General features: G+C 60.5%; 21 protein-coding genes, 4 tRNA genes and 1 pseudogene. 16 read left to right on the top strand and 10 right to left on the bottom strand.

What is annotated here, in order from left to right; all coding sequences use genetic code 11:
- Positions 1-132: 132 nt before the first annotated feature.
- From FEE99_RS24905 to FEE99_RS24890, 4 genes are all read left to right on the top strand, one after another.
- Positions 133-939, top strand: a complete 807-nt coding sequence (locus tag FEE99_RS24905) for an alpha/beta fold hydrolase (protein ID WP_041479594.1) — start codon at positions 133-135, stop codon at positions 937-939.
- Complete coding sequence (locus FEE99_RS24900) at positions 936-1,790, top strand: alpha/beta hydrolase (RefSeq protein WP_041479595.1); 855 nt, start codon at positions 936-938, stop codon at positions 1,788-1,790. Before FEE99_RS24905 ends, FEE99_RS24900 begins: the two co-directional genes overlap by 4 nt.
- A 115-nt stretch (positions 1,791-1,905) precedes the next feature.
- Complete coding sequence (locus FEE99_RS24895) at positions 1,906-2,712, top strand: DUF4892 domain-containing protein (protein ID WP_041479596.1); 807 nt, start codon at positions 1,906-1,908, stop codon at positions 2,710-2,712.
- Between the two features lie 69 nt (positions 2,713-2,781).
- Complete coding sequence (locus FEE99_RS24890; RefSeq protein ID WP_041479597.1) at positions 2,782-3,822, top strand: AI-2E family transporter; 1,041 nt, start codon at positions 2,782-2,784, stop codon at positions 3,820-3,822.
- Positions 3,823-4,754: 932 nt separating this feature from the next.
- Here FEE99_RS24890 and FEE99_RS24885 read toward each other — a convergent pair.
- Both FEE99_RS24885 and FEE99_RS24880 read right to left on the bottom strand, forming a co-directional pair.
- Positions 4,755-5,804: an ATP-binding protein gene (locus FEE99_RS24885; RefSeq protein WP_041479473.1), complete on the bottom strand. Its 1,050-nt coding sequence runs from the start codon at positions 5,802-5,804 to the stop codon at positions 4,755-4,757.
- Positions 5,804-6,553 (bottom strand): response regulator, encoded by a 750-nt coding sequence (locus tag FEE99_RS24880; protein WP_041479472.1) that lies wholly within the window; start codon positions 6,551-6,553, stop codon positions 5,804-5,806. Before FEE99_RS24880 ends, FEE99_RS24885 begins: the two co-directional genes overlap by 1 nt.
- Positions 6,554-6,815: 262 nt before the next feature.
- Here FEE99_RS24880 and pyrF point away from each other — a divergent pair, with 262 nt between their 5' ends.
- The gene (gene pyrF, locus FEE99_RS24875; protein ID WP_041479471.1) at positions 6,816-7,514 is read left to right on the top strand and encodes an orotidine-5'-phosphate decarboxylase; all 699 of its coding nucleotides are present in this window, start codon (positions 6,816-6,818) and stop codon (positions 7,512-7,514) included.
- A 124-nt stretch (positions 7,515-7,638) separates the two neighbouring features.
- Here pyrF and FEE99_RS24870 read toward each other — a convergent pair whose 3' ends face one another.
- Entirely contained in the window at positions 7,639-8,643 is a 1,005-nt protein-coding gene (locus tag FEE99_RS24870) for an NADP-dependent oxidoreductase (RefSeq protein WP_041479470.1), read from the bottom strand.
- 235 nt (positions 8,644-8,878) lie between these two features.
- Here FEE99_RS24870 and FEE99_RS24865 point away from each other — a divergent pair, with 235 nt between their 5' ends.
- The 4 genes and pseudogenes from FEE99_RS24865 to FEE99_RS24850 all read left to right on the top strand — a co-directional run bounded on the left by FEE99_RS24865 (position 8,879) and on the right by FEE99_RS24850 (position 13,308).
- A complete protein-coding gene (locus tag FEE99_RS24865) occupies positions 8,879-9,640 on the top strand; it encodes an SDR family oxidoreductase (protein WP_041479469.1) in 762 nt (253 codons plus the stop codon).
- 191 nt (positions 9,641-9,831) lie between these two features.
- Positions 9,832-11,232: an aminotransferase-like domain-containing protein gene (locus FEE99_RS24860; RefSeq protein WP_041479468.1), complete on the top strand. Its 1,401-nt coding sequence runs from the start codon at positions 9,832-9,834 to the stop codon at positions 11,230-11,232.
- A gap of 108 nt (positions 11,233-11,340) precedes the next feature.
- A pseudogene (locus FEE99_RS24855) lies at positions 11,341-12,399 on the top strand (HAMP domain-containing protein); the annotation flags it as partial.
- A gap of 15 nt (positions 12,400-12,414) precedes the next feature.
- Entirely contained in the window at positions 12,415-13,308 is an 894-nt protein-coding gene (locus FEE99_RS24850) for a methyl-accepting chemotaxis protein (protein ID WP_370695148.1), read from the top strand.
- Between the two features lie 171 nt (positions 13,309-13,479).
- Here FEE99_RS24850 and FEE99_RS24845 read toward each other — a convergent pair whose 3' ends face one another.
- The gene (locus FEE99_RS24845) at positions 13,480-14,238 is read right to left on the bottom strand and encodes a hypothetical protein (protein WP_039764159.1); all 759 of its coding nucleotides are present in this window, start codon (positions 14,236-14,238) and stop codon (positions 13,480-13,482) included.
- Positions 14,239-14,622: 384 nt separating this feature from the next.
- Here FEE99_RS24845 and FEE99_RS24840 point away from each other — a divergent pair.
- From FEE99_RS24840 to FEE99_RS24825, 4 genes are all read left to right on the top strand, one after another.
- Positions 14,623-14,698 (top strand) — tRNA-Glu (locus FEE99_RS24840).
- Between the two features lie 2 nt (positions 14,699-14,700).
- Positions 14,701-14,776 (top strand) — tRNA-Gly (locus FEE99_RS24835).
- 104 nt (positions 14,777-14,880) lie between these two features.
- Positions 14,881-14,956, top strand: a tRNA-Glu gene (locus FEE99_RS24830).
- A gap of 3 nt (positions 14,957-14,959) precedes the next feature.
- Positions 14,960-15,035 (top strand) — tRNA-Gly (locus tag FEE99_RS24825).
- Between the two features lie 136 nt (positions 15,036-15,171).
- On the opposite strand, the gene FEE99_RS24820 is transcribed toward FEE99_RS24825, so the two are convergent.
- The 4 genes from FEE99_RS24820 to FEE99_RS24805 all read right to left on the bottom strand — a co-directional run bounded on the left by FEE99_RS24820 (position 15,172) and on the right by FEE99_RS24805 (position 19,227).
- A complete protein-coding gene (locus FEE99_RS24820) occupies positions 15,172-16,911 on the bottom strand; it encodes a dipeptidase (protein ID WP_041479466.1) in 1,740 nt (579 codons plus the stop codon).
- A 188-nt stretch (positions 16,912-17,099) separates the two neighbouring features.
- Positions 17,100-17,738, bottom strand: coding sequence for a LysE family translocator (locus FEE99_RS24815; RefSeq protein ID WP_016773667.1), 639 nt, complete (start codon positions 17,736-17,738; stop codon positions 17,100-17,102).
- 1 nt (position 17,739) lies between these two features.
- Positions 17,740-18,510 carry a 2OG-Fe(II) oxygenase gene (locus FEE99_RS24810; protein WP_041479465.1) on the bottom strand — a complete coding sequence of 257 codons (771 nt, stop codon included), beginning with the start codon at positions 18,508-18,510 and terminating at the stop codon, positions 17,740-17,742.
- A gap of 90 nt (positions 18,511-18,600) precedes the next feature.
- Entirely contained in the window at positions 18,601-19,227 is a 627-nt protein-coding gene (locus FEE99_RS24805) for a serine-tRNA(Ala) deacylase AlaX (protein ID WP_041479464.1), read from the bottom strand.
- An 89-nt stretch (positions 19,228-19,316) separates the two neighbouring features.
- Between FEE99_RS24805 and FEE99_RS24800 the strand changes: the two genes are divergently transcribed.
- Positions 19,317-20,315, top strand: a complete 999-nt coding sequence (locus tag FEE99_RS24800; protein WP_039764152.1) for a LysR family transcriptional regulator — start codon at positions 19,317-19,319, stop codon at positions 20,313-20,315.
- Positions 20,316-20,775: 460 nt separating this feature from the next.
- Here the strand turns inward: FEE99_RS24800 and FEE99_RS24795 are convergent, their stop codons facing one another.
- Together FEE99_RS24795 and FEE99_RS24790 are read right to left on the bottom strand one after the other, a co-directional pair.
- Positions 20,776-21,183 carry a PA2817 family protein gene (locus FEE99_RS24795; protein WP_039760212.1) on the bottom strand — a complete coding sequence of 136 codons (408 nt, stop codon included), beginning with the start codon at positions 21,181-21,183 and terminating at the stop codon, positions 20,776-20,778.
- Between the two features lie 73 nt (positions 21,184-21,256).
- On the bottom strand, positions 21,257-23,704 hold the full coding sequence (locus tag FEE99_RS24790; RefSeq protein ID WP_041479463.1) for an acyl-CoA dehydrogenase: 2,448 nt from the start codon (positions 23,702-23,704) through the stop codon (positions 21,257-21,259).
- A gap of 247 nt (positions 23,705-23,951) precedes the next feature.
- Between FEE99_RS24790 and FEE99_RS24785 the strand changes: the two genes are divergently transcribed.
- Together FEE99_RS24785 and FEE99_RS24780 are read left to right on the top strand one after the other, a co-directional pair.
- A complete protein-coding gene (locus FEE99_RS24785; RefSeq protein WP_041479462.1) occupies positions 23,952-24,611 on the top strand; it encodes a transglutaminase-like domain-containing protein in 660 nt (219 codons plus the stop codon).
- 43 nt (positions 24,612-24,654) lie between these two features.
- Positions 24,655-25,278 (top strand): glutathione S-transferase family protein, encoded by a 624-nt coding sequence (locus FEE99_RS24780; RefSeq protein ID WP_041479461.1) that lies wholly within the window; start codon positions 24,655-24,657, stop codon positions 25,276-25,278.
- The last annotated feature ends 109 nt before the right edge of the window (positions 25,279-25,387 follow it).

Here is a 25,387-nt window from a genome sequence, read left to right as displayed (position 1 = left end):
ATTGCGACGACCGGTTCAACGTCTGTATGGATAAAACGTCATCGCCACTATTCGTGGCCGTTACGGTCATTGCTGTCGACGCGGCTCTTGCGGACAATCATCGCCACGATTCCCGCTCATGGATTTGCCCGCATGTCGCAACCGATCTTTTTCGCCCACGCCAACGGTTTCCCCTCGGGGACCTATGGCAAGTTGTTCGCGGCGCTGGCGCCGGAGTATCGGGTCGCGCATCTGGAGCAGCACGCCCATGACCCGCGTTTTCCGGCAGACGACAATTGGTACAACCTCGTCGACGAACTGATCCATCACCTAGAGCAGCAAGAGCAGCCGGTGTGGGGCGTCGGCCATTCCTTTGGCGGTCTGCTGCACCTGCATGCGGCGCTGCGTTGTCCCGAGCTGTATCGCGGCGTGGTGATGCTCGACTCACCGGTGCTGACCCGCACCGATCAGTGGGTGATTCGCGCGGCCAAGCGCTTTGGTTTCATCGACCGGCTTACTCCCGCCGGGCGCACCCTCGGGCGCCGTGAAGAATTCGCCGATCTCGACAGTGCACGCAGTTACTTTTCCGGCAAAACCCTGTTTCGCGGCTTCGATCCGGAATGCTTCGATGCCTACCTGCAACACGGTTTGCATCAGGTCGACGACAAGCTGCGTCTGCGTTTTGACCCGGCAACCGAAATCAGCATTTATCGCGGCGTGCCGCACACCAGTCCCGGGCGTACCCGGCAGTTGCAGGTGCCGCTGGCCATCGTGCGGGGGCACAAGAGCCGCGTGGTCATGCGCCATCACACACGTTTCGTCTCGCGCCTGCCCCAGGGCGAGGCGCTGAGCATGCCTGGCGGGCACATGTTCCCGCTGGAGCGTCCGCAGGACACGGCTCGGCTGCTCAAGAATCTGTTCATGCGCTGGGAACAGCGGCAGAACAAGGATTGCGCATGAGCCCGACCTGCGAAGAAGTGCGCCTGAACCTGCCGCACATCGAATTGGCCGCGCATATGTTCGGCCCCGAGGACGGCTTGCCGGTGATCGCGTTGCACGGCTGGCTCGACAACGCCAATAGCTTCGCGCGACTGGCGCCCAAGCTTGATGGCTTGCGCATCGTCGCGCTGGACATGGCCGGCCATGGTCATTCCGCTCATCGGCCAAGCGGCGCCGGTTATGCCCTGTGGGATTACGCCCATGATGTGCTGCAAGTCGCCGAGCAGTTGGGCTGGAAGCGTTTCGGCCTGCTCGGGCATTCGATGGGCGCGATTGTCTCGATGGTGCTGGCCGGTTCGCTGCCCGAGCGCATCAGCCATCTGGCGCTGATCGACGGCGTGATTCCTCCGACAGACAAGGGCGAAAACGCTGCCGCACGCATGGGCATGGCCCTGCAGGCGCAACTTGATCTGCGGGAAAAGCGCAAACCGGTCTATACCACCCTCGAGCGTGCCATCGAGGCACGGATGAAAGGTCTGGTGGCGGTCAGTCGCGAAGCCGCTGAACTGTTGGCCCAGCGCGGTTTGATGCCGGTGCCCGGCGGTTACACCTGGCGCACCGACAATCGCCTGACCCTGCCATCGCCGCTGCGCCTGACGGAAGAACAGGCAATGGCGTTTGCCTCGCGCGTCAGTTGCCCGGCGCATCTGGTGGTCGCGGCGGATGGCATGTTGGCCAGGCATCCTGAGTTGCTGGAGCGTCTACCCTTCAGCCACGAACAGTTGCCTGGCGGGCATCATCTGCACCTGAATGATGAGGCTGGCGCAGGTCTTGTAGCAGACTGTTTCAATCGCTTCTTCGCCATGCCTTGACTTGCAGCGGGCAACTGCCGAGGCTGGGCGGGTTGAAATGGGAGACAAACTCGATGGATTTCTATACCGCTGCGACCCCGACCCGCCCAGCCATGACCGTCCGGTGAGGCTGACTATGCGGTCACTCAGTCTCTTCGCGCTGTGCTGCTTCAGCTCCTTGTCCTTCGCTGCCGATGTGCCGGGCAGCCAGGATCTGCAAATCGTGCCGCGTCTGGCCGACGCGCAGATCGTCGACTATCGCCCGGCGGCCGAGCTGGAGCGCATCTACCCGCTGGGCTCGATCCGCAAGATCAGCGGCCAGTTGCGGTTCGACGGTCAGGTCACCGCCCGCGGCCAGACCACCTCGGTGACCTACGAGTTGCCGCCTGAACATTCCGCCACCGAAGCCTTTACCGCCGCCCGCGAAGCCCTGCAACAGCAGGATGCCGAATTGCTGTTCTGGTGCCAGGCCCGCGATTGCGGCGAAAGCAGTCTGTGGGCCAACGAGGTGTTCGGCAACGCCAAGCTGTATGGCTCTGACGAGCAACAGGCTTATCTGTTGTTGAGGCTGGCGGCGCCAAAGGACAACACGCTGGTGGCGCTTTACAGCATCACTCGCGGCAATCGCAAAGCCTATCTGCATGTCGAGCAATTCGAGGCGGCTGCGCCGTTGGGCGAATTGCTGCCGACCTCGGCGACCCTGCTGCGTCAGTTGAAAAGCACTGGCGAGCTGGATTTTCCGAAACTGGTCGATGAACCGGATGCCACCTGGCTGCGCCTGATTTCCCGTGGTCTGAATCTCGACACGACCTTGCGGGTCACGGTTTCCGGGCCCAAGGCCGAAGCCTGGCGCCAGGCGCTGATCAATCAGGGCGTACGGGCGTCACGTCTGGAAGCCGGCAATCTCGAAGGCTCGGGCCTGCGCATCGACTTGTTGCGATAAGCTGTGCCGGGCGAGCACGCACACAGTGTTCGCCTACTCTTTCGCTGACTGACTTTGCCGGGACTTCCCATGCTCAATAACGATCGCCTGCTGGTGCAGATTCTGCTGCTGGTGTTGTTTGGTGCCAGCCTTTGGGTGATGGCGCCGTTCTGGTCGGCGCTGTTCTGGGGCGCGGTGCTGGCGTTTGCCAGTTGGCCGCTGATGCGTTTGCTCACGCGCTGGCTCAATGGCCGCGAATCGCTGGCCGCGTTGATCCTGACACTGGGCTGGATGTTGCTGGTGGCGGCGCCACTGGTGTGGCTGGGTTTCAACCTCGCCGATCATGTGCGCGATGCCACGGCATTCATCAAGGATGTGCAGGTCGACGGTTTGCCGGAAGCACCGACCTGGCTTGGCAGCGTGCCTTTGGTTGGTGAGCGGCTGGTGTCGATGTGGGACAGCATCGATCAACAGGGCGCGGCGTTGATGGTCTCGATCAAGCCGTATCTGGGGCAGGTCGGCAACTGGTTGCTGGCACGCAGCGCGCAGATCGGCGGGGGGATTCTCGAGCTGACGCTGAGTCTGGTGTTCGTGTTCTTTTTCTACCGTGACGGGCCGCGACTGGCGGCGTTTGTGCACAGTCTGCTGCAGCGCTTGATTGGTGATCGTGCTGGCTATTACATCGAACTTGTCGCCGGTACGGTGCAGCGGGTGGTCAACGGTGTGATTGGTACAGCGGCGGCGCAGGCAGTGCTGGCGTTGATCGGCTTTTTCATTGCCGGGGTTCCCGGGGCGCTGGTGCTGGGGATCGTCACGTTTCTGCTGAGTCTGATTCCGATGGGGCCACCGCTGGTGTGGGTGCCGGCCACGGCGTGGTTGGCGTGGAAGGGCGAGTACGGGATGGCGGTGTTTCTCGGGATCTGGGGGACGTTCATCATCAGTGGCGTGGACAACGTGCTCAAGCCGTATCTGATCAGCCGTGGCGGTAATCTGCCGTTGGTGATTGTGTTGCTCGGGGTGTTTGGCGGGTTGATTGCCTTTGGCTTCATTGGGTTGTTTATTGGGCCTACGTTGTTGGCGGTGGCTTATAGTCTTTTGACGGATTGGAGTAAGAGTCAGGCTCGGGTCTAGGGGGGGCTTGGCGGCCTTTGGGCCGACCATGCTTGGGTTTGTTTGGTGTGAATATCCGAATGTTTCGCTGCGGCGGCTGGCGGTTTCGCCTGACGGCGACTTACTTTTTTACAAGCGCCTAAAAAAGTAAGCAAAAAACGCTAGCTCCTGCGTTCGGCCCTCGCAGGCTCGGGTTCCTTCGCTGCGGGATCGATCCGGGCGCAGCGGCTCCGGTTTGCTTCGCTGCACCTACACTCGCTGTGTACGACTGCGTCGTACGGTCGCTGCGCTCCCACGCCCGGATCAATCCCTCCGCTCAGCCTTCCGACGTCGCCGGTGGATCAAGATCAAGAGCACTCGAGCTTGCGCTCATTGTTGAGTGGGGCGGCTTCGCCGCGGGCAGCTGCGCTGCTTTGCTTTTGATTTTGTGGGAGCGAGCTTGCTCGCGAAGGCGGCCTGACAGCCGCCCCATCTCTCTCTGAAATCACTCGATCCCTGTGGGAGCTGGCTTGCCAGCAATAGCGCCCTCACATCTAGCCAATATCTGCCGAATACAATCAGTTTCATTGTGGGAGCGAGCCTGCTCGCGAAGGCGGCCTGGCAGCCACCCATCTCTCTCTGAAATCACTCGATCCCTGTGGGAGCTGGCTTGCCAGCGATAGCGCCCTCACATCCAGCCAATATCTACCGAATACAATCAGTTTCATTGTGGGAGCGAGCCTGCTCGCGAAGGCGGCCTGGCAGCTACCCATATCTCTCTGAAACCACTCGATCCCTGTGGGAGCTGGCTTGCCAGCGATAGCGCCCTCACATCCAGCCAATATCTGCCGAATACACTCAGTTTCGTTGTGGGAGCGAGCCTGCTCGCGAAGAGGCCGGTACATTCAACAGATGTATTGAATCATCAGACGCTCTCGCGAGCAGCCTCGCTCCCTCTTCAAGTCGGCTGAGTCTCAGCCCCGTGGCAAGCGGACAATGGCGGTCAGCCCACCCCCCGGTGTTTCCTCCAGATTCAATTGCCCACCCAATCGCTGCGCGGCTTCGCGGGCGATGGTCATGCCTAGCCCTACGCCGCCGGAATTGCGGTTGCGCGATCCTTCCAGTCGGTAGAACGGTTCAAACACGGCTTCCCGCTGTTCTTCAGCAATCCCCGGTCCGTGATCAATCACCCGAATCAGCAGCTCTTCACGCTGTTCCAGCAGTTCAATCCGTGCCTGTCCGGCGTAGCGCAGGGCGTTGTCCAGCAGGTTGTTGATGCACGAACGCAGCGCCATCGGTTGCACTGGCAAAGGCGCGCAGTGGCCGCTGACCTGTACATCGGCGCCCTGGTCCTGGGCGTTTTCGCACAGCGATTCGACCAGCGCCTGCACGTCCAGCAACTGCAAGGCTTCGCTGGTGCGTTGTTCGTGCAGATAGGTGAGGGTGGCGTCGAGCATGCCGATCATGTCGTCCAGGTCCTGGCGCATCTGGCTTTGCAGTTTGTCGTCGCTGATGTTTTCCAGACGCAGTTTCAGGCGTGACAGTGGCGTGCGCAGGTCGTGGGAGACGGCGCCGAGCATGCGCGCGCGTTGCTGGACCTGTTCGCGGATGCGCCGTTGCATGAGGTTGAAGGTGTGCGCCGCTTGCCGGGCTTCGCGCGGGCCGGATTCGTCGAGGGGGTCGCTGTCGAGGTCTTCGCTCAGGCGCTCGGCGGCGTCGCTCAGGCGCTGGATCGGCCGGGTGAGCAGCTTGGCACCGTACCAGGCGGCGATCATCAGCGTGATGAATTGAAAGGTCAGCGGCACCACCGGGCCACCGAACCAGGGGCGCGCTTGCCTCGGTGGATAAGCGGCGTCGCGCATGGGCGGTTGGCCGTCGATGTTCGCTGAAAACTCGGGCGGTGGTGGGGGCGGAGGAGGGCCGTAGAGCCTGAACCAGGCGAAGGCCAGCAGGTGCGCCAGGACAATCGCCGCGAACAGCACCCCGAACAGGCGACCGAACAGGGTGTCGAAGCGCGCCTTCATCAGCCGATGTCCCGCGCGTCGAACAGGTAACCCTCGCCGCGCACGGTCTTGATCAACTGCGGGGCTTTCGGGTCGTCACCGAGTTTTTGCCGCAGGCGCGAGACCAGCAGGTCGATGCTGCGGTCGAAGGCTTCGATCGAGCGACCGCGAGCGGCGTCGAGCAGTTGTTCGCGGCTGAGCACGCGGCGCGGGCGTTCGATGAAGACCCAGAGCAGGCGGAATTCGGCGTTGGACAAGGGCACTACCAGGCCGTTGTCGGCGACCACTTGGCGCAGGACGCTGTTGAGGCGCCAGTTGTCGAAGCGAATGTTGGCGCGCTGGTCAGTGCGGTCGTCGCGCACGCGGCGCAGGATGGTCTGGATGCGGGCGACCAGTTCGCGTGGTTCGAACGGTTTGGCCATGTAATCGTCGGCGCCCAGTTCCAGGCCGATGATGCGGTCGGTGGGTTCGCAGCGGGCGGTGAGCATGAGGATCGGGATGTCCGATTCGGCGCGCAGCCAGCGACACAGCGACAGACCGTCTTCGCCGGGTAGCATCAGGTCGAGGACGATGACGTCGAAATGTTCGCCCTGCAGCGCCTGGCGCATCGCTGCGCCGTCGGTGACGCCGCTGGCGTGGATGTTGAAGCGGGCGAGGTAATCGATCATCAGCTCGCGGATCGGCACGTCATCGTCGACGATCAGCGCGCGGATGCTCCAGCGCTTGTCGTCTTTGCTTTCATCCGTCACGGTTGTCGGGGCGTTGTGCATGGGGCTGTTCACTGCCAGGGGTGGTTTCAGCATAGGCGTCCGGCCGGGGGGCGGGAAGTGCTGTTGTAAGGACGTGTTGCGCCGGGCGAGGCTAACCCGGGTGCGTGTTGCCGGCGTGTCGGTTGTGTATCGGAGTCGACACAATAGCCGCGTCGGCTAAGCTGATAACCGCCAGCGCGACGATTTACCGATCATCGGGTGCCGCGCCGCCGCCGGTTCCGCTACAATGCGCGCCGTTTTCGACCAGCCTGAGAGCCCATCCATGTCCGCCTGCCAGACTCCTATCATCGTCGCCCTGGATTTCCCCACCCGTGACGCCGCACTGAAGCTGGCCGACCAGTTGGACCCGAAACTGTGCCGGGTCAAAGTGGGCAAGGAACTGTTCACCAGTTGCGCGGCGGAAATCGTCGGCACCCTGCGTGACAAGGGTTTTGAAGTGTTTCTGGATCTCAAATTCCACGACATCCCCAACACCACTGCGATGGCTGTGAAAGCCGCTGCCGAGATGGGTGTGTGGATGGTCAACGTGCACTGCTCGGGCGGTCTGCGCATGATGGCCGCCTGCCGCGAGGAGCTGGACAAGCGCAGTGGTCCGCAACCGTTGTTGATTGGTGTGACCGTGCTGACCAGCATGGAGCGCGAGGATCTGGCCGGTATCGGTCTGGATATCGAGCCGCAGGAACAAGTGCTGCGTCTGGCGGCACTGGCCGAGAAGGCCGGGATGGACGGTCTGGTGTGTTCGGCGCTGGAAGCGTCGGCGCTGAAAACCGCGCACCCGTCGCTGCAACTGGTGACGCCGGGGATTCGCCCGGCGGGCAGCGCGCAGGATGATCAACGGCGCATTCTGACCCCGCGTCAGGCGCTGGATGCCGGTTCCGATTACCTGGTAATCGGCCGTCCGATCAGCCAAGCGGCGAACCCGGCGCAGGCGCTGGCGGCGGTTGTAGCGGAAATCGCCTGAACCTTATTGAAGATCCAAGTGGGAGCGAGCCTGCTCGCGAAGAGGGAGTGTCAGTCGGCATCATTACCGACTGATCCACCGCTTTCGCGAGCAGGCTCGCTCCCACATTGGTTTCAGGCTGGCCTTAAACCTTCAGAACCAACTTGCCAAAGTTCTCGCCGTTGAACAGTTTCATCAGCGTCTCGGGGAACGTCTCCAGCCCATCAACCACATCTTCCTTGCTCTTGAGCTGCCCGTTGGCCATCCAGCCGGCCATCTCCTGCGCGGCGCTGGCGAACTGCGCGGCGTAGTCCATCACCACAAAACCTTCCATGCGCGCGCGATTGACCAGCAGTGACAGGTAATTGGCCGGACCTTTGACCGCTTCTTTATTGTTGTACTGGCTGATCGCGCCGCAGATCACCACTCGCGCCTTCATGTTCAAGCGGCTCAGCACCGCGTCGAGAATGTCGCCGCCGACGTTATCGAAATACACGTCCACGCCCTTCGGGCATTCGCGCTTCAGACCGGCCACGACGTCTTCGGCCTTGTAATCAATGGCGCCGTCGAAGCCCAATTCGTCGATGAGGAATTTGCACTTGTCGGCCCCGCCGGCAATGCCAACGACGCGGCAGCCTTTGATTTTGGCGATCTGCCCGGCCACGCTGCCCACCGCACCTGCGGCGCCCGACAGCACCACGGTGTCACCGGCTTTCGGTGCGCCGACGTCGAGCAGGGCGAAGTAGGCGGTCATGCCGGTCATGCCCAGCGCCGACAGATAGCGGGGCAACGGCGCGAGTTTCGGGTCGACCTTATAGAAGCCGCGCGGCTCGCCAAGGAAATAATCCTGCACACCCAGAGCGCCGTTGACGTAATCGCCGACGGCGAAGCCAGGATTGTTCGAGGCGATGACTTTTCCCACGCCCAGTGCGCGCATGACCTCACCGAGACCGACCGGCGGGATGTAGGACTTGCCTTCGTTCATCCAGCCGCGCATGGCCGGGTCGAGGGACAGGTATTCGTTTTTCACCAGGATCTGTCCCGCCTGTGGCTCGCCGACCGGAACTTCCTGATAAGTGAAAGTCTCGCGGGTCGCGGCGCCCACCGGGCGTTTGGCGAGCAGGAACTGGCGATTGGTCTGGTTGGTCATGACAGGCACTCGAATGGAATGAAGCCTTGTTGATAGCTCTTCAACGGCGATGTCGCAAGGTTGGCTGATACGGCGAATGCGAGTCGATCCAGTGCGGTGATGGTTACTGGGCGGGTTTTATCACTGCGGCGCATGGGCCTGTAAACAGCGATTGCATAGTGCTGACGCGCTTTCGCTGCCCTTGGCTATGCTGCGACGCCAACATCTTCCAGTTTTTGCGTTCGAGGACATACCCATGAGCATGACGTTTTCCGGTCAGGTGGTTGTAATCACGGGGGCCGCCCACGGCATCGGCCGCGCGACAGCCCTGGCGTTTGCCGCCGAGGGCCTGAAAGTGGTGGTGGCTGACCTGGACGCGGCCGGCGGCGAAGGCACGGTGGCGCTGATTCGTACAGCCGGTGGCGAAGCGTCGTTCGTGCGCTGCGACGTGACATTGGAAAGCGATGTGAAAAATCTGATGGATGAGGTGATCAATACCTACGGTCGTCTCGACTATGCCTTCAACAACGCCGGGATCGAAATCGAGAAAGGCAAACTCGCCGATGGTTCGCTGGACGAATTCGACGCGATCATGGGCGTCAACGTCAAAGGCGTCTGGCTGTGCATGAAGTATCAGTTGCCGCTGTTGTTGGCGCAGGGCGGTGGCGCGATCGTCAACACGGCGTCGGTGGCCGGGCTGGGTGCGGCGCCGAAGATGAGCATCTACGCGGCGTCGAAACATGCGGTGATCGGCCTGACCAAGTCGGCGGCGATCGAATACGCGAAGAAGAAAATCCGCGTCAACGCAGTGTGCCCGGCAGTGATCGATACGGACATGTTCCGCCGTGCCTATGAAGCCGACCCGAAGAAGGCCGAGTTCGCCAACGCCATGCACCCGGTCGGGCGCATTGGCAAGGTCGAGGAAATCGCCAGCGCGGTGCTGTATCTGTGCAGCGATGGCGCAGCGTTCACCACTGGGCACTCATTGGCGGTGGACGGCGGCGTGACAGCGTTCTGAAAGTTGCCGAAATAAAAAGAACCCGCCTGCGTGCGGGTTTTTTTGTACCTCGCGGTCGGTCCCTGTGAATACCGCTAAACAATGTGTATCAAACCGTTAGAACTGCCGCATTTGGCGGCGTTGTCGCACAGCCTCGGCGGCGCGGCTGTGATTTACTGCTGCCAGCAAAACTGACAGGAGTTTGCGAGCTCATGGAACTGAGAATTGACCGACAGGCAATGGTGCCGGTCGTGCAGCAGATCGTCGACGGAATGACTGACTGGATTGTGCAAAGCGGCATCCCGCCGGCCACCCGGTTACCCTCCGTACGGCAAATCGCCCGGGGGAATCTGCTCAGCCAGTCGTGCGTTGTCGAAGCCTGCGAGCGCCTGGTCTCGCAAGGCGTATTGACCACGCGCCAGGGCGCGGGATTCATCGTCGCGGCCTCGCCGGCATTGCGCGAAGCGGACTCGGAATGGGCAGCGTGCGAGGGCCGCCCCGCATGGCGTGATGAGGTGGACGCCGCAACGAGTCGCTTGATTTTGGGGCAAGGAGGCTTGCCGCCGAGTTGGCGTGAGCCCGACGACCTCAGCTACGCGCTGCGCGAGGTGGCACGCACCGACATGGCCAGCCTGTTCAACTACAGCTCGCCACTGGGCCTGCCAGCGTTGCGCGAGCAAATTGCCAAGCGTCTGAAACTGCTGAATATCGACGCCTGCAATACCCGGCTGATGAGCACCAGCGGTGCCAGTCATGCGCTCGATCTGATCGTGCGCACCCTGTTCAAGGCCGGCGATTGCGTGGTGGTGGAAACGCCCGGTTATGCACCGTTGTTTGACCTGTTGCGTCTGCACGGCGTACAGATGCTCGAAGTTCGTCGTACGCCGAGCGGGCCGGACATCGACATGCTCGAGTCGGTGCTGCGTCAGTTTCGTCCCGGCGCCCTGTTCATCGGCAGTCATCACCACAATCCCACTGGCAGTTGCCTGACTCCCGCCGTTGCCCAGCGCATCGTACAGTTGAGCAAGACCTACGACCTGCGCGTGATCGAAGATGACGTCTACGCTGATCTGCACACCGGCAACGGTACGCGGTTGGCGGCGCTGGACCATGGCGGCCGGGTCATTTATGTCGGCAGCTTCTCCAAGACACTGAGCAGCTCGTTGCGGGTCGGTTTTGTTCTGGCGGACAGCGAACTGCTGAAGCGCCTGGCGGAGGTCAAGATGATCAGCGGCCTGGGCTGTTCGAGGCTGGCCGAGGCGGTATTGGCCAGACTGATGGCGACCGGCGCCTATCGCAAACTGGTGCAGCGCCAGCGTCAGCGCTTGAATGCCGATCGCGCGGCGGCCTTGCAGGCACTGGAAGACGCCGAGTGGGAAGTGTTCGGCAAGCCGGTTGGCGGGCTGTTTATCTGGGCGCGGGCACGCTTGCGCGACCAGGCGTCGGTGCGCAGGCAGGCCCAGCAATGCGGGCTGGAGTTGTCAGCAGCGGACGCCTTCAGTCCCAGCGGTGAGTGCGGTGACTGGCAGCGCATCAATGTGGCCTGTGCCTGCGACCCACGGGCCCGGCAGTTTTTTCGCAATACTTGCGCGGATCGACCTCCAGCATTCTGAAAACGACGCGGGCGTAGCTTTTTGCCATTATTCCGACGCCAGAGTCTTGTGCTGGTTCGAGCCCGTTGCGAATCTTCGGCAACAGACTTTGGCAGGGGACTACGCGCAATGATTTCGGCCGTGCAAGGACGTTTTGCCAACCTCGGTATGGCGAAAAAACTGGGTATCGGATTTGTGCTCGTCTTGTTGCTGACTGCGTTGGTGGCGGCGATCGGCGTCTGGTCGCTGCAAACCATCAGTCTGCGTTTCGACGGCTTGAAGCAGATGTCCGCGCTCAACAGCGGCCTGCTCAAGGTGCGCCTGCTCGAGCAGGAATACGCCCTGCGCGGCAATCCGAAAACCGCCGATGCCTTGCGCGAAGGCGTCGATGGGCTGGTTGTTCTAGCCGGCGAGCTCAAGGCACATTCCCCGGCCAATGTGCCGGTGATGAGCGATGTCGAGCAAGCGCTGGGCGCGTATCGCAAGGCCTTCGATGAATTCGTCTCGCTGAGCCAGGCCAAGGACCTTGCGCTCGAGATGGCCAGTTGGTCGGTGTCCAGCGTGGCCAATAACCTCGACGTGTTGCAGAGCGGGCTGGCCGATGATGGCGCCTATACGTTGAAAGACACCGAGGGCAAGGACGGCGCCCAGTTCATCGAACAGGCGAATCAGGTCAGTCAGGTCTCGCGACTTATGCTGCAAGCGATGAACGAAGCGCGCGTGCGGCTGGATCAAAGCCGCAAGGGCGATGCCGACAATGCCGGTCAAGGCAACATCGAGCAGGCCGCGCAAGCGCAGGAGCAGGCTGAGGCGTTGAAAACCACGGTCAAGGACGAGGGCTATCTGACGGTGCTCAACGAAGTGTCGGGGCATATCGCCGGATTCAACGAGAAACTGGCTGAATACACCGGTTTGCTGGCGCAAGAGAAAACGGTTTATGACCAGTTGCATCAGCGTGCCGCGCAGGTGGTGGACCGGGTCAATCAGGCCTATGTCGCCGAAGATGCTTCGATGCAGGCGGAGCTGAAAAAGAACACGGTGTTGATCATTGGCTCTTCGGCGCTGGCCTTGTTGGTCGGATTGCTCGCCGCGTGGGTGATCACGCGCCTGATCGTGGCGCCGCTGCGCAGTGTGATTCGCGTGGCGCAGCAGATTGCTGCGGGTGATCTGACGGCGAAGGTCGAGGTGACGCGCCGCGATGAAATGGGGCAATTGATGTTGGCCATGCAGCAGATGGCTGCCGGTCTCGGCACGATTGTCAGTGGCTTGCAGGCCGGCATCGAGCGCTTGGCCGGTTCCGCGCAATCGCTGTCGGCGGTGACGGAACAGACCAATCTGGAGGTCAACAGCCAGAAGGAGGAAACCGAGCAGGTCGCCACCGCCATGAACCAGATGACCGCCACGGTACATGACGTCGCGCGCAATGCCGAAGAGGCGGCGCTGGCGGCGCAGACGGCGGATGACAAGGTCGAGAGCGGCCAGCAGGTGGTGCGCCAAAGCATGGCGCGGATCGAGCAGTTGGCGGATTCGGCGACCTCGGCCAGTTCCAGCATCGAGAGCCTCAGCGCCGAGATTCAGAACATAGGCACGGTGCTGGAGGTGATCAAGAGCGTGGCCGAGCAGACCAATCTGTTGGCGCTGAACGCGGCGATCGAAGCGGCGCGGGCCGGCGAGCAGGGCAGGGGGTTTGCGGTGGTGGCCGATGAGGTTCGTGCGCTGGCACGGCGCACGCAGCAGTCGACCGAGGAGATCGAGCGCTTGGTCAGTGCCCTGCGCGCGGCGGCGCAGTCTTCGGTGCAGCAGATTCGCAGCAGTGGCGAGTTGGTGAAGCTGGCGGTCAGTGATGCGTTGCAGACCGAGAGTGCGCTGGGGAGTATTGCCGCGGCGGTGTCGTTGATTCAGCAGATGAATCAGCAGATCGCGGCGGCGGCGGAGGAGCAGAGTTCGGTGGCGGAGGAGATCAACCGCAGTGTTACGCAGATTCGTGCGAGTGCGGATCACTCTTCCGTGGCCATGCGCGGGAATGCGGCTTCGAGTGTTGAGCTGGCGCAGTTGGGCGGCGAGTTGCGCTCGATGGTTGGGCATTTTCGGCTTTGAGCCTTGGCGGCCCTCGGGCCGGCCAGGCTCTTGGGGTTTGGGTGAATATCCGCTTTTGCTTTTCTGTGGGAGCGAGCCTGCTCGCGAAAGCGGTCTTCAATTCACATCCTCTTTCAAGTCGCCCACAAAAAAGCCACCAATAACGGTGGCTTCTCTTCCAGCATTCCCGCCTCAGTCGTAAATCACTTTCTTCTTCCAGTCCGCATCGGCTTCGACATCCTTCAAACCGGCAGTCAGTTGGTTTTCTTCACCTTCAACCGGGGCAATCTTGTCCATGACCTGGGCGTTGGCTCGGGCGAGGAGTTTTTCCAGGTATTGCAGTTGCTCGGCATACATCTGCGGGTCCTGCTGTTTGCGCAGATATTGCACGCCGCGTTCGAAGGCGAGGCGGGCCTGGCCGGGTTGGTTTTGTTGCAGGGACTGTTGGCCGAGGTTGTTGAAGAATTCGATGTGCAGCAGCACGAGGATGTGGCGCACCTCGCGGATCCATTGTTTGGCTTCGTTCGGTGGCAGGAAGCCGTCGTGGGCGGCGCGGGTGATCTGGCCGTGCAGGGCTTCGAGGAGGAAGCGCACGTCTTTGGCTTTGGCTTCGGTCAGGATCGGCGCGGGCGGGTTGTTCACCGGGATCGATTCGCCTTGGGCAACGAGGGCGCTCAGTTCGGTGATGCGGGCCTTGGTGGTTGCGCTGGTCTTTTCCAGATTGAGCAGGCGCTGGCAGACGTTGAGTTCCAGGCGGGTCAGCAGCAACTTGAGCGCCGGGGTCATGAACTGGCCGGGGAAGGTTTCGGTCAGTTCGCCGCAGCGGCGCAGGCGGTCGTTGAGTTCGACTTTGGTGCGGGCCTTCTCCAGTTTGTTGTTTTCCACCACATGGTTCATGTAGCCAATGGCGATCAGAATTGCGATCCCGGCTACGACTAGCAGGGTGATCATGAGTGGTGTCACCGGTAAGACCTCTTTATAGGGTTCGCATGCGAGTGTAGTGGCTGGGCATTTAGGCGCCTAGCGCCGCTCGACGGGTTTGATCGGCTGCTGCAATCTGTATCGGCCGCCAGCGGTATAGATGAATGCTGGCGCTTGATGTGCAGATTGCCATCACTGTGCGGTGGACTATAACGTCTTGGCGAGTGGCGGAATATAGGCGTCAGGTTTCGGACGACGGAAAAGCCTTACGCGGCCCGTAATCCAGGTCGAAGTCATTGATTTAAATAAATTTATATCAGGGGGTTGACGACCCCTCAATCCATCCATAGAATGCGCGCCACTTGCAGCGTAAAGCACACAGCGAAACGCGGCAGGGAGTGAATGTTGTAGTGTGTCCCCTTCGTCTAGTGGCCTAGGACACCGCCCTTTCACGGCGGTAACAGGGGTTCGAGTCCCCTAGGGGACGCCAATGCGGGAATAGCTCAGTTGGTAGAGCACGACCTTGCCAAGGTCGGGGTCGCGAGTTCGAGTCTCGTTTCCCGCTCCAATTTTAAACAGCAGTGCTTTCGGGCGGTGCTGAGTGAAACCAGAACCAAATCTTCGGATGCGGATCTGGACACCGAAACACACACCATGTGTTCCGGGTAGCGTGTCCCCTTCGTCTAGTGGCCTAGGACACCGCCCTTTCACGGCGGTAACAGGGGTTCGAGTCCCCTAGGGGACGCCATTTGCGGGAATAGCTCAGTTGGTAGAGCACGACCTTGCCAAGGTCGGGGTCGCGAGTTCGAGTCTCGTTTCCCGCTCCAATTTCACAAAAACGCCGATCAGTGATGATCGGCGTTTTTGTTTGTGCGCGTTTTGTGGTGGCAATAAAAAAGGACCTTTTCACAGGTCCTTTTTTATTTTGAGCCCGGTCATCGGTGACTGGGCTCAGGCAGGGCTTTACAGCTTCGGCAACTGCCCGACACGCCCCATCATTTCCGTGACGATCTGCAGATCCAGCAGGAACTGGTCGACGGTCTTGAACTCGCCATCGGTGTGGCCGGTGTACTTGGCTTCAGGTCGCGCCAGGCCGAATTGCACGCCGTTGGGCAATTCGTGAACCGACGTCGCGCCAGCGGAAGTACCGAATTCCGATTTCATGCCGAGGTTTTCGCTGGCTACGGCAAGCAGCGCCTTGACCCACTCACCTTCGGGATTGCGATACATCGGTTCGGCTACGGAATAGTCGAACGCTACAGCGACATGAGTCTTCTTGCTCCAGGCATCCAGTTTCTCAGCGATCTCAGCCTTGAGCTTTTCCGGGGACTTGCCCTTCGGTACGCGCAGATTCACCGCCAGTTTGAAGGTTTTGTCATCCTCACCGACGTAGGTCAGCGAGGTGGTCAGCGGCCCCATGAACGAGTCGGAGAAGCCCACGCCAAGTTTTTTGCCCAGATAATCCAGGCCCCAGTTGTCATCGGCATAACGTGCGGCATCGGTGAACTGGTTTTGCTTGAGCGCGACTTTGCCGTCCAGGCTGTTGATGAAGCTCAGCATCCGTGCGACCGGGTTGACGCCGGACTCAGGCTCGGAGGAGTGCGCAGAAACCCCCGTCACGGTCAGTTTGACGTCTTTGCCATCAACCTTTGCCGCGACTTCGAAGTCGCCGCCGTTGGCTTTGGCATAGGCATCGCCGGCTTTTTGCAGACTGGCGGCGAGCTCGGCAGGCTTGTCGGTTACCAGCGTGGCCACCGACGCGGACGGAATCTGGTTGGTCGCCTTGCCGCCGGTCATCGAAACGATTTCCGCGCCGTTGCCTTCGCCTTTGCGTTTGGCAAAGTTGGCCATGACGGTGCCGTAACCTTTTTCGGCGATCACCACCGGATAACCGCCGTCCAGCGCCATGTTGTAGTTCGGCGTCGGGTTGCGCTCGAAGTAATAGGGAATGGCGTCGCCGCTGGTTTCTTCGGTGGTGTCGACCAGCAGCTTGAAGTTACGCGCCAGTGGCAGTTTCTCGTCCTTGATCACTTTCATGGCGTACAGCGCCACGACGATAGCGTTCTTGTCATCCTCGGTGCCGCGACCGTACATGCGATCGCCAATCAGCGTGACTTTGAACGGGTCGAGTTTGGTGCCGTCCTTCAGCACCCAGTTTTCCGGAGTCACCGGCACCACATCGGCGTGCGCGTGAATACCGACGACTTCGTCGCCTTTGCCGTCCAGAGAAATTTCGTAGACACGGTTATCGACATTGCGGAACTTCAAACCGAAGGATTCGGCGAGTTTCTGGATCTCGCCGGCAATCTTGATGAATTCCGGGTTGTCGTGTTGCTCCACGCCGTCCTTGCGGAAGGTCGGGATCTCGACGAGTTGGCGCAGGGTTTCCAGCGCGGCCTTGCCATATTTCACGCGGGTATAAATGCCCAGCAGACGGTGAATTTCATTCTGCTGTTCGGCGTTCAGGGTCTTGTTGTCGAGGAAGGCGCTGATGGACGGGGTGAGATTATCCGTTTTGGCCAGGTCGCTTTTCGCCAGGCTGCCAAGGAAGCTGCGGAAGTCCGTCAAGCTCTTGCCGTCAAAGGATTTCAGGATCGCTGCACTTTGCTCGGCAGTGATGTTGGCTTGTGCAGCGCTGGTAAACGCGGTGAGACTGGCCATGACGAGCGTAGCGGCGGCCAGTTTTTTCAGGGAAAAGACCATGGAACAGGCATTCCTTTGCTAAGGGTGGGATGAAATGACTCTGATGCTTGTGACAGAAACATTTTGCAACCTAACACCATGGGTGGGTGAAGAGGGAGTGACAAACTTGATCTGTCGCACAGAAATGCAAAAGAGACGCACAAATGAAAAAGTCCCGGCGGGTGATAGCCGGGACTTTTTTGGGTGGATTACATCGACAGCATCAGGCGTCCGGCGAACAGAATCAGAATGACGCCCATGCTGCGCTCGAACCAGTGGCCGAGGCGCATGAACAGCAGGCGCACTTTGTTGCTGGAAAAAAACAGCGCGACGATCACGAACCACAGCGCGTTGACGAAGCACATCCACAATCCGTAGAACGCCTGGATCTGCAGCGGTGTGCTGGCGCTGATGATCGTGGTGAAGATGGCCAGGAAAAACAGCGTGGCCTTGGGGTTGGTCGCGTTGGTCAGAAAACCGGTGCTGAATGCTTTGAACAGTGACTGTTCAACCAGCGGCTCATCGGCAGTTTTTTCGCCTTCGACGCTGCTCTTCGGTTTGCTGCGAATCAGGCTGACGCCGAGATAAAGGATGTACGCACCGCCGACCACTTTGGCGACGGTGAGCAGCCACGGCGTGGTGTGCATCAGGGCGCCGACGCCGAGCAGGGTATACAGCACGTGCACGGAAATCCCCGCGCCGATGCCCAGCGCAGTGCAGATACCGACGAGCCGGCCGAAGCGCACGCTTTGACGGATGGTCACGGCGAAGTCCGGGCCGGGTGCAACCACGGCGAGAAAGTGGATGGTGGCCAATGCGAGAAACTCGCCCAGGTAATTGGAAAGCATGTCAGCTCCAGAAAGTCAGAGGGGAGGCATTGCCGCGATAGCCGACAAAGAACGACAGGCTCAAACGCGGGTCGGCCACGCCCGGAGTCACCGAGTGCATGCGCCGCGAATTGAACATGATGAAATCGCCGGGCTGCGGTCGTACTTCGAGGGCGGGCGGCCCCAGCAGCGACGGCTCGATGCCATAACTGTCGCCGCGCATTTCGTCGAATTGATCGGGGGTGATGTGGTCATTCCACATCTGCAAGGCGCCACCCTCGACGGGCATGTTCAGGTAGACGTTGCAGGCAAATTGCGCCTCAAGGCTGCGCGCCTGAAAACTGTCCGGGGCGTCTTTGGCGAAGATGTCGTGATGAGCAAGAAAGCACACGCCGGGTTTGACCACGCGCGACAAGCCGACATACATCTTGCGCCCGTAGAGATTTTCCAGATGCGCGCCGGCGGGCCATGATTCGTCGAGCATGCAGCGCAGGGTGTCGATCGGCGAGGAGTAGGGCGCGCAGCGCTGGCGCAGTTCGGCGATGTTGCGGGTGGCGCGATCGAAGTAATCCTCGATCAGCAGCGGCTGGTTTTCCGCCTCGTAGAAGGCCATGCCGATGCGGCCGATGCTCGGTGCGTTGATGTAGCCCTCAAAGCCCGGGGCGAGGATCTTGTCGCCAATTTCGATCGCCAGCGGCTCGGGGAGAAAGCGTTTGACGCGGATGGCGAGGACTTCTTCGTTGGCCAGTTTTTTTATGCACGTCTCATCGAGACGCTCGACGTCTAGCATCATTTGTTTTAGGTCCATCTATCGATAGTCAACGGAACCGGCGAGTGCGGTTCCCCGGCGTCGGACGTTGCGCGATGGCAACGTCCGAAATGCTCAATCCACGCTGTAGTGGACGGACAGCGTGCCTTTCTTCTGCGAAAGGGACGCGATCGTGACTGTGCCCAGATCCTTCAGGCTACGTACATGGGTGCCACCGCAGCCATAGGCTGGCAGCTCACCGAAACTGATTTCCCGCGCGCCTTCGCGCAGGGAAGTCAGGCGCGGCAGATCATGTTCGATCCACTGCTCGATACCGGTTTGTACGGTTGGCGCATCGACTTCTTCTGCGCCATCGCCCGGTTTGAATTGCACCCGACCTTCGTCCGGCCAGTGGTGCGCCTTGATCGGCATCCAGCCCATGGCCTGAATGAAATGACCGATCAGGTGCCCGGCCGAGTGCATGCGCGTATTGAAGCGGCGGCGCTCTTCATCGATACGGATGACGGTCATGCCCAGCGGCAGCGGGCGGTCGACGAAATGCACAATGCGCTCAGGTTCCTGCACCACGCGCGACACCCGGCTTTCACCGATCCAGCCGGTGTCGCAAGGCTGACCGCCGCCCTGGGGGTGAAACAGGGTGGCGCGCAGCACTACGGCGAATTCGTTCTCGTGGGGTGTGCAGTCGAGGACTTCGACATTCGCCTTGAGGTCGTCACTGTGAAAAAACAGGCGAAGCGTCATATTCCATGCCCTGATCGAAGTTCTGTTTTTATTATATGAATCGTGCAATAACGTGATAATCCATTCGAACATCAAAGGACTTGTGCGTTGTGAGCATCAATCTTCCGCTGCCGCTGCTGGGTGAAATGGCGATTTTCGTCAAGGTTGTCGAGACCGGCAGCTTCTCCGAAGCGGCGCGGCAGATGGGGTCGTCTCCCTCAGCGGTCAGCCGCAGCATTTCCCGATTGGAAAAGGCGTTGGCCACGCGGTTGCTGCAACGCACCACACGCAAACTTCGCTTGAGCGATGGCGGTGAGGAGGTGTTCAAGCGTTGCCAGGAAATGGTCAGTGCGGCCAGGTCGGTGATGGAAATCAGTGGCCAGTTCACCCACGAAGCCGAAGGCCTGGTGCGGGTCAGCGTACCGAAAGCAGTGGGGCGTTTTGTGATTCATCCGCACATGCCGGAGTTTCTGCGCCGCTATCCCAAGGTTGATGTGGAGTTATTGCTGGAAGATCGTCAGGTCGATCTGATCGATGATCATGTCGATCTGGCAATTCGCATCACTGATCGTCCACCGGCCGGTCTGGTCGGGCGGCAGTTGCTGACCATCGATCATTTGCTTTGCGCCACGCCGCAATACCTGGCCGAACACGGCACGCCGACGCATCCTCACGATTTGCTCAATCACAGTTGTATTTATCTGGGCGAAACGCCGAGCGATGCGCGCTGGAAGTTCAAGAAGGGCAGTAAAGCTGTCACGGTCGGGGTGCGTGGGCGTTATGCCGCCAATCACACGGGTGTGCGGTTGGGGGCGGTGTTGCAGCACATCGGGATTGGCAGTCTGCCGTATTTCACGGCGCGTTACGCCTTGGAGCAGAAGTTGATTGTGCAGGTGTTGCCGGACTGGACGTTTCTTGCCTCTTATCATGGTGGGTTGTGGCTGCTGCATTCGCCGACGCGGTATTTGCCGCCGAAGTTGCGGGTGTTCATTGATTATCTGGTGGAGTGTTTGCAGAAGGAGCCGACGTTGGGTAGGCCCGGGAAGTCGGTGGGCGGGGGCAATTTGGCTGTGGCGTATGAGCTGCCGGAGAGTGAGGGGTTGCTTTGAGGTTTTTTTGGGGGGGGGGCTTGGCGGCCTTTGGGCCGTCCATGCTCTGGTGGTTTGGGTGAATATCCGTTTCTGCGGTAACGGCTGCTTAGGGTTTCGCCCTTACGGCGACTTACTTTTTTACAAGCGCCTAAAAAAGTAAGCAAAAAACGCTAGCTCCTACGTTCGGCCCGCTCGCTGGGGCTCGGGGTACCTTCGCTCCGGGACTGATCCGGGCGCAGCGGCTACGGTTTGCTTCGCTGCACCTCCTTCCGCTGTGTACGACTGCGTCGTACGGTCGCTGCGCTCCCACGCCCGGATCAATCCCTCCGCTCAGCCTTCCGACGTCGCCTGTGAATCAAGATCAAGAGCGGTACTCGAGCTTGCGCTCATTGTGTTGAGTGGTGAGGGGCTTTTGATCTTGAAAAAAAAGGCCCGCATGGAATCACCAGTGCGGGCCTTTTCATTACCGTTTGAAAAATCAGTGCTTGCTGTCCTGTGCGGACATGGCCAGCAGTTGTTTTTCCTGGTTCCAGTCAAACGGTTCGTCGTTCTGTTCGGCTTCGTAGCGGCGTTCTTCGAGGGCCTGGTAGAGGTCGATTTCTTCGTCGGAGAGGTAGTGCAGGCAGTCGCCGGCGAAGAACCACAGCAGGTCGCGTGGGATCAGGTGGGCGATTTGCGGGTAGCGGCTGATGACTTGGGTGAGGATGTCCTGGCCCAGGTATTGGCTTTCGATAGGGTCGATCGGCAGGGAGGCCAGCAGTTCGTCGAAGCGCTCGAGGAACAGGGCATGGCTTTCTTCGGGCACTTGTTCGGCCTCACCTACGGCGACCAGGATACTGCGCAGGTGGTCGAGCAACACGAGATGATCGGCAACGACGTTGGACACGAGATAAGTCCTCAAGAGCAAAACGGGCGCGGGAGTATAAAGCCCTCGCGCCGTTTTTTCACATAAACCGGGATCAGCGGACTTTGCCCGCTGCCTGGGTCAGTTCTTCTTTGGCGAAATCATCGACGTCGATCACTTTGCGGCGGGCCGCTTCGGCGTCGCGCAGGCTTTGCGCTTCGACGGCTTGCAGCACGCCGGCTTCCAGCGCGGCATCAATGGCGTGTTCGCCGGCTGCCGGTTTCACTTGGCCGCTTTTCAACGCGGTATGGAGTTTTTTGTGCAACGGTTGCGCGGCGTTGAGCAGGTCGCTGGCGTGTTGCAGCGCGCCCACGGCATCGTCCGCCGATTGCGGGCGGTAGCAGCCGGCGAGCAATTCTTCGAGGGCCGGATCGCCTTTGGCGCGACCGATGACCGCAGCGACTTCGGCGCCTAGTTTGTCCGAAGGGCCTTTGTGACGGCGACCGAACGGGAAGACGATGACCCGGAGCAGGCAGCCGAAGACTTTGTTCGGGAAGTTGCTCAGCAGTTCATCCAGCGCACGCTCCGACTGGCCGAGACTTTCTTCCATGGCCCAGCGGAACAGCGGCTCCATGTACGCCGGCGAATCCAGGTCGTGATAGCGCTTGAGCGCGGCGGAGGCCAGATACAGGTTGCTCAGTACATCGCCGAGGCGTGCCGACAGACGTTCGCGGCGTTTCAGTTCGCCGCCCAGGAGCATCATGCTGAAGTCGGCGAGCATGGCAAATGCGGCGGCCTGACGGTTCAGCGCGCGGAAGTAGCCTTGGCTGATCCTGTCACCCGGCGCATGTTCGAAATGGCCAAGGCCGAGGTTCAGCACCAGTGTGCTGGCCGCATTGCTGACGGCGAAACCGATGTGCTTGAGCAACAGACCGTCGAATTCCTTGAGTGCCTGATCCTTGTCCTCGCGACCGGCCAGGGCCATTTCCTTGAGTACGAACGGATGGCAACGGATCGCGCCCTGACCGAAGATCATCAGGTTGCGCGACAGGATGTTCGCGCCTTCGACGGTGATGAAGATCGGCGCGCCGTTCCAGCTGCGGCCGAGGTAGTTGTTCGGCCCCATGATGATTGCTTTGCCGCCGTGCACATCCATGGCGTGGCTGATGCATTCGCGGCCGCGTTCGGTGAGGTGGTATTTGAGGATCGCCGACAGCACCGATGGTTTTTCACCCAGGTCCACCGCGTTGGCGGTGAGCATGCGGGCGGCGTCCATCATCCACGCGTTACCGCCGATGCGCGCCATGGCTTCCTGGATGCCCTCGAAAGCGGACAGCGGTACATTGAATTGCTCGCGAATCTGCGCGTACTGGCCGGTTACCAGACTGGTGAACTTGGCCGCACCGGTACCGACGGCTGGCAGCGAGATCGAACGCCCGACGGACAGGCAGTTCATCAGCATCATCCAGCCCTTGCCAAGCATTTCCTGACCACCGATGAGGTAGTCCAGAGGAATGAACACGTCCTTGCCGGAGTTCGGGCCGTTCATGAACGCGGCGCCCAGCGGCAGGTGACGACGACCGATTTCCACACCTGCGGTATCGGTCGGGATCAGCGCCAGGCTGATGCCGAGGTCTTCTTCTTCACCGAGCAGGTGATCCGGGTCATAAGCCTTGAATGCCAGGCCAAGCAGAGTCGCGACCGGGCCGAGGGTGATGTAGCGCTTTTCCCAGTTCAGGCGCAGGCCGATGACTTCTTCACCTTCCCACTGGCCTTTGCAGATGATCCCGGTGTCGGGCATCGCGCCGGCGTCGGAACCGGCCAGCGGGCCGGTGAGGGCGAAGCACGGAATATCGTCGCCACGGGCCAGGCGCGGCAGGTAGTGATTACGTTGTTCGTCGGTGCCGTAATGCAGCAATAGTTCGGCAGGGCCGAGGGAGTTGGGCACCATCACGGTGGAGGCGAGGTCGCCGCTGCGTGTCGCCAGTTTCATTGCCACTTGTGAGTGAGCGTAGGCCGAGAAGCCTTTGCCGCCGTATTCCTTGGGAATGATCAGGGCGAAAAAGCCATGTTCCTTGATGTGCGTCCAGGCCTCGGGCGGCAGGTCCATGGACTGGCCGATCTGCCAGTCGCTGACCATTGCGCAGAGTTCTTCGGTCGGGCCGTCGATGAAGGCTTGTTCTTCTTCGCTCAGTTGCACTTTTGGATAGGACAGCAGTTTGTCCCAGTCCGGACGGCCGCTGAACAGCTCGCCGTCCCACCATACGGTGCCGGCATCGATCGCGTCGCGTTCGGTCTGCGACATGGGCGGCAGGGTTTTCTGGAACCAGTTGAACAGCGGCGCGGTGAAGTGCTTGCGGCGCAGGTCAGGCAGCAACAATGGCGCGGCGACCACCGCCAACAGGACCCAGAAGACAAACAGCAGCCAGCCCGGCGCGTGACTGAAAATCCCCATGGCGACCAGATAGGCCGCAACGATGCCCAACGCGGGCAGCGGGGCGATGCGTCGATGGGCGAGATACGCCACGCCGACGATCAAAACCAGTATCCACAACAACAGCATATTCAGTCCTCCGTGAACCAAAGCAAATCGACCCTCCAGAGCTTAGACGGCATCTGCAAACAAGGGTGGTCAGAGCATGGTGATTGAAATCGTGGGAAACCCCGGATGGTTTTCGTAGGTTCGGTGGGCAACACGTGTGGGAAATCGTTCGTTGCTGCGCAGCTTTGCTTTCAGGTTTGGCCGAAACGTCGTTATCTCTGTGCTCAGGCTGTCGCTAGACTCGTGGCTTACCCAGGAGATTGCCGTCATGCACGAGTATCTGAGCCCCGGCCGCTTCATCGATAGTGACCACCCGGCAGTGGTGGAGTTCGCCGAGCAGCATCGCGGCGCCAGCAACGATCCGCGTGAGCAGGCGATCAGTCTGTATTACGCCGTGCGTGAGGCGGTGCGCTACAACCCCTACACCTTCAGCCGTGATCCGCAAACCTTGCGTGGCAGTTACGCACTCGCAGCAGGAGAAAGTTACTGCGTGCCGAAAGCTACGCTGCTCGCCGGTTGTGCCCGGCATTGCGGGATTCCGGCGCGGATCGGTCTGGCCGATGTGCGCAATCATTTGTCGACGCCGCGTCTGCTCGAGTTGCTGAAAAGCGACGTGTTCGCCATGCATGGCTACACCGAGCTGTTTCTCGACGGCCGCTGGGTCAAGGCGACGCCAGCGTTCAACCAGCAACTGTGCGAGTTGTTCAACGTCGCAGCGCTGGAGTTCGACGGGGTCAACGACAGCGTTTTCCACCCGTTCAACCGTGATGGCGCGCAATTGATGGAGTATCTGCTCGATCACGGCCAGTTCACCGATGTGCCGGAAACGTTCTTCTTCGAGCACCTGCAAAAGTGCTATCCGCATCTGTTCAGTGAGCAACTGCCGGTGCTGTTGGGCGACATGCAGACTGATTTGAGTCGCACCTGATCCGGCGTATGCTGGCCGTCCACTCACTTGCAAAGAGGCGGTCATGCTGAAGATCTGGGGACGGAAAAATTCATCGAACGTCAGAAAGCCCTTGTGGGCTGCCGAAGAGTTGGGCCTGGCTTACGAGGCCATCGATGCCGGCGGCGCGTTCGGTGTAGTCGATACGCCCGAGTACCGCGCGATGAACCCCAATGGCCGGGTGCCGGTGATCGAGGATGACGGTTTCGTGCTGTGGGAATCCAACACCATCGTTCGCTATCTGCTGGCCAAACACGCCCCGGACAGCGCCTGGTATCCGGCGGATGCGCAAGCCCGCGCCACGGCGGACAAGTGGATGGACTGGACCACGTCGAGTTTCGCCGGGCCGTTTCGCACGGTGTTCTGGGGTGTGCTGCGCACGCCTGCCGAGAAGCAGGACTGGAAGGCGATCAACGCCGCGATCAAGGAATGCGATGAACTGCTGAACATGGCCGACCACGCCTTGATCAGCCAGCCTTATCTCTCCGGCAATGACATCGGCATGGGCGACATCCCGCTGGGCAGCTTCATTTATGCCTGGTTCGAAATGCCCATCGAGCGCGCCCCGCAACCAAATCTCCAAGCCTGGTATGAACGTTTGAAGCAGCGTGTGGCCTATCAGAAAGCGGTCATGACCGCGTTGACTTGATAATTACTATCGACACACTTGACTGTACTTGTGCGGCGGCGGCAAGCACCATTGCGAACTTGCGCCGCGGTTGTTTCCCTCGCCGCCCGCCCTTATTTACTTCTTTCCT

The organism is Pseudomonas sp. ef1 (assembly GCF_007293365.2).
GTDB classification, from domain to species: Bacteria; Pseudomonadota; Gammaproteobacteria; order Pseudomonadales; family Pseudomonadaceae; genus Aquipseudomonas; species Aquipseudomonas siliginis.
This window is presented reverse-complemented; position numbering and strand designations above follow the sequence as displayed.

Coding starts and splice junctions, on each gene's coding strand:
- FEE99_RS24905 (WP_041479594.1), top strand. CDS start 133: ATGTCGCAACCGATCTTTTTCGCCCACGCCAACGGTTTCCCCTCGGGG.
- FEE99_RS24900 (WP_041479595.1), top strand. CDS start 936: ATGAGCCCGACCTGCGAAGAAGTGCGCCTGAACCTGCCGCACATCGAA.
- FEE99_RS24895 (WP_041479596.1), top strand. CDS start 1,906: ATGCGGTCACTCAGTCTCTTCGCGCTGTGCTGCTTCAGCTCCTTGTCC.
- FEE99_RS24890 (WP_041479597.1), top strand. CDS start 2,782: ATGCTCAATAACGATCGCCTGCTGGTGCAGATTCTGCTGCTGGTGTTG.
- FEE99_RS24885 (WP_041479473.1), bottom strand. CDS start 5,804: ATGAAGGCGCGCTTCGACACCCTGTTCGGTCGCCTGTTCGGGGTGCTG.
- FEE99_RS24880 (WP_041479472.1), bottom strand. CDS start 6,553: ATGCACAACGCCCCGACAACCGTGACGGATGAAAGCAAAGACGACAAG.
- pyrF (WP_041479471.1), top strand. CDS start 6,816: ATGTCCGCCTGCCAGACTCCTATCATCGTCGCCCTGGATTTCCCCACC.
- FEE99_RS24870 (WP_041479470.1), bottom strand. CDS start 8,643: ATGACCAACCAGACCAATCGCCAGTTCCTGCTCGCCAAACGCCCGGTG.
- FEE99_RS24865 (WP_041479469.1), top strand. CDS start 8,879: ATGAGCATGACGTTTTCCGGTCAGGTGGTTGTAATCACGGGGGCCGCC.
- FEE99_RS24860 (WP_041479468.1), top strand. CDS start 9,832: ATGGAACTGAGAATTGACCGACAGGCAATGGTGCCGGTCGTGCAGCAG.
- FEE99_RS24850 (WP_370695148.1), top strand. CDS start 12,415: ATGGGGCAATTGATGTTGGCCATGCAGCAGATGGCTGCCGGTCTCGGC.
- FEE99_RS24845 (WP_039764159.1), bottom strand. CDS start 14,238: ATGATCACCCTGCTAGTCGTAGCCGGGATCGCAATTCTGATCGCCATT.
- FEE99_RS24820 (WP_041479466.1), bottom strand. CDS start 16,911: ATGGTCTTTTCCCTGAAAAAACTGGCCGCCGCTACGCTCGTCATGGCC.
- FEE99_RS24815 (WP_016773667.1), bottom strand. CDS start 17,738: ATGCTTTCCAATTACCTGGGCGAGTTTCTCGCATTGGCCACCATCCAC.
- FEE99_RS24810 (WP_041479465.1), bottom strand. CDS start 18,510: ATGATGCTAGACGTCGAGCGTCTCGATGAGACGTGCATAAAAAAACTG.
- FEE99_RS24805 (WP_041479464.1), bottom strand. CDS start 19,227: ATGACGCTTCGCCTGTTTTTTCACAGTGACGACCTCAAGGCGAATGTC.
- FEE99_RS24790 (WP_041479463.1), bottom strand. CDS start 23,704: ATGCTGTTGTTGTGGATACTGGTTTTGATCGTCGGCGTGGCGTATCTC.
- FEE99_RS24785 (WP_041479462.1), top strand. CDS start 23,952: ATGCACGAGTATCTGAGCCCCGGCCGCTTCATCGATAGTGACCACCCG.
- FEE99_RS24780 (WP_041479461.1), top strand. CDS start 24,655: ATGCTGAAGATCTGGGGACGGAAAAATTCATCGAACGTCAGAAAGCCC.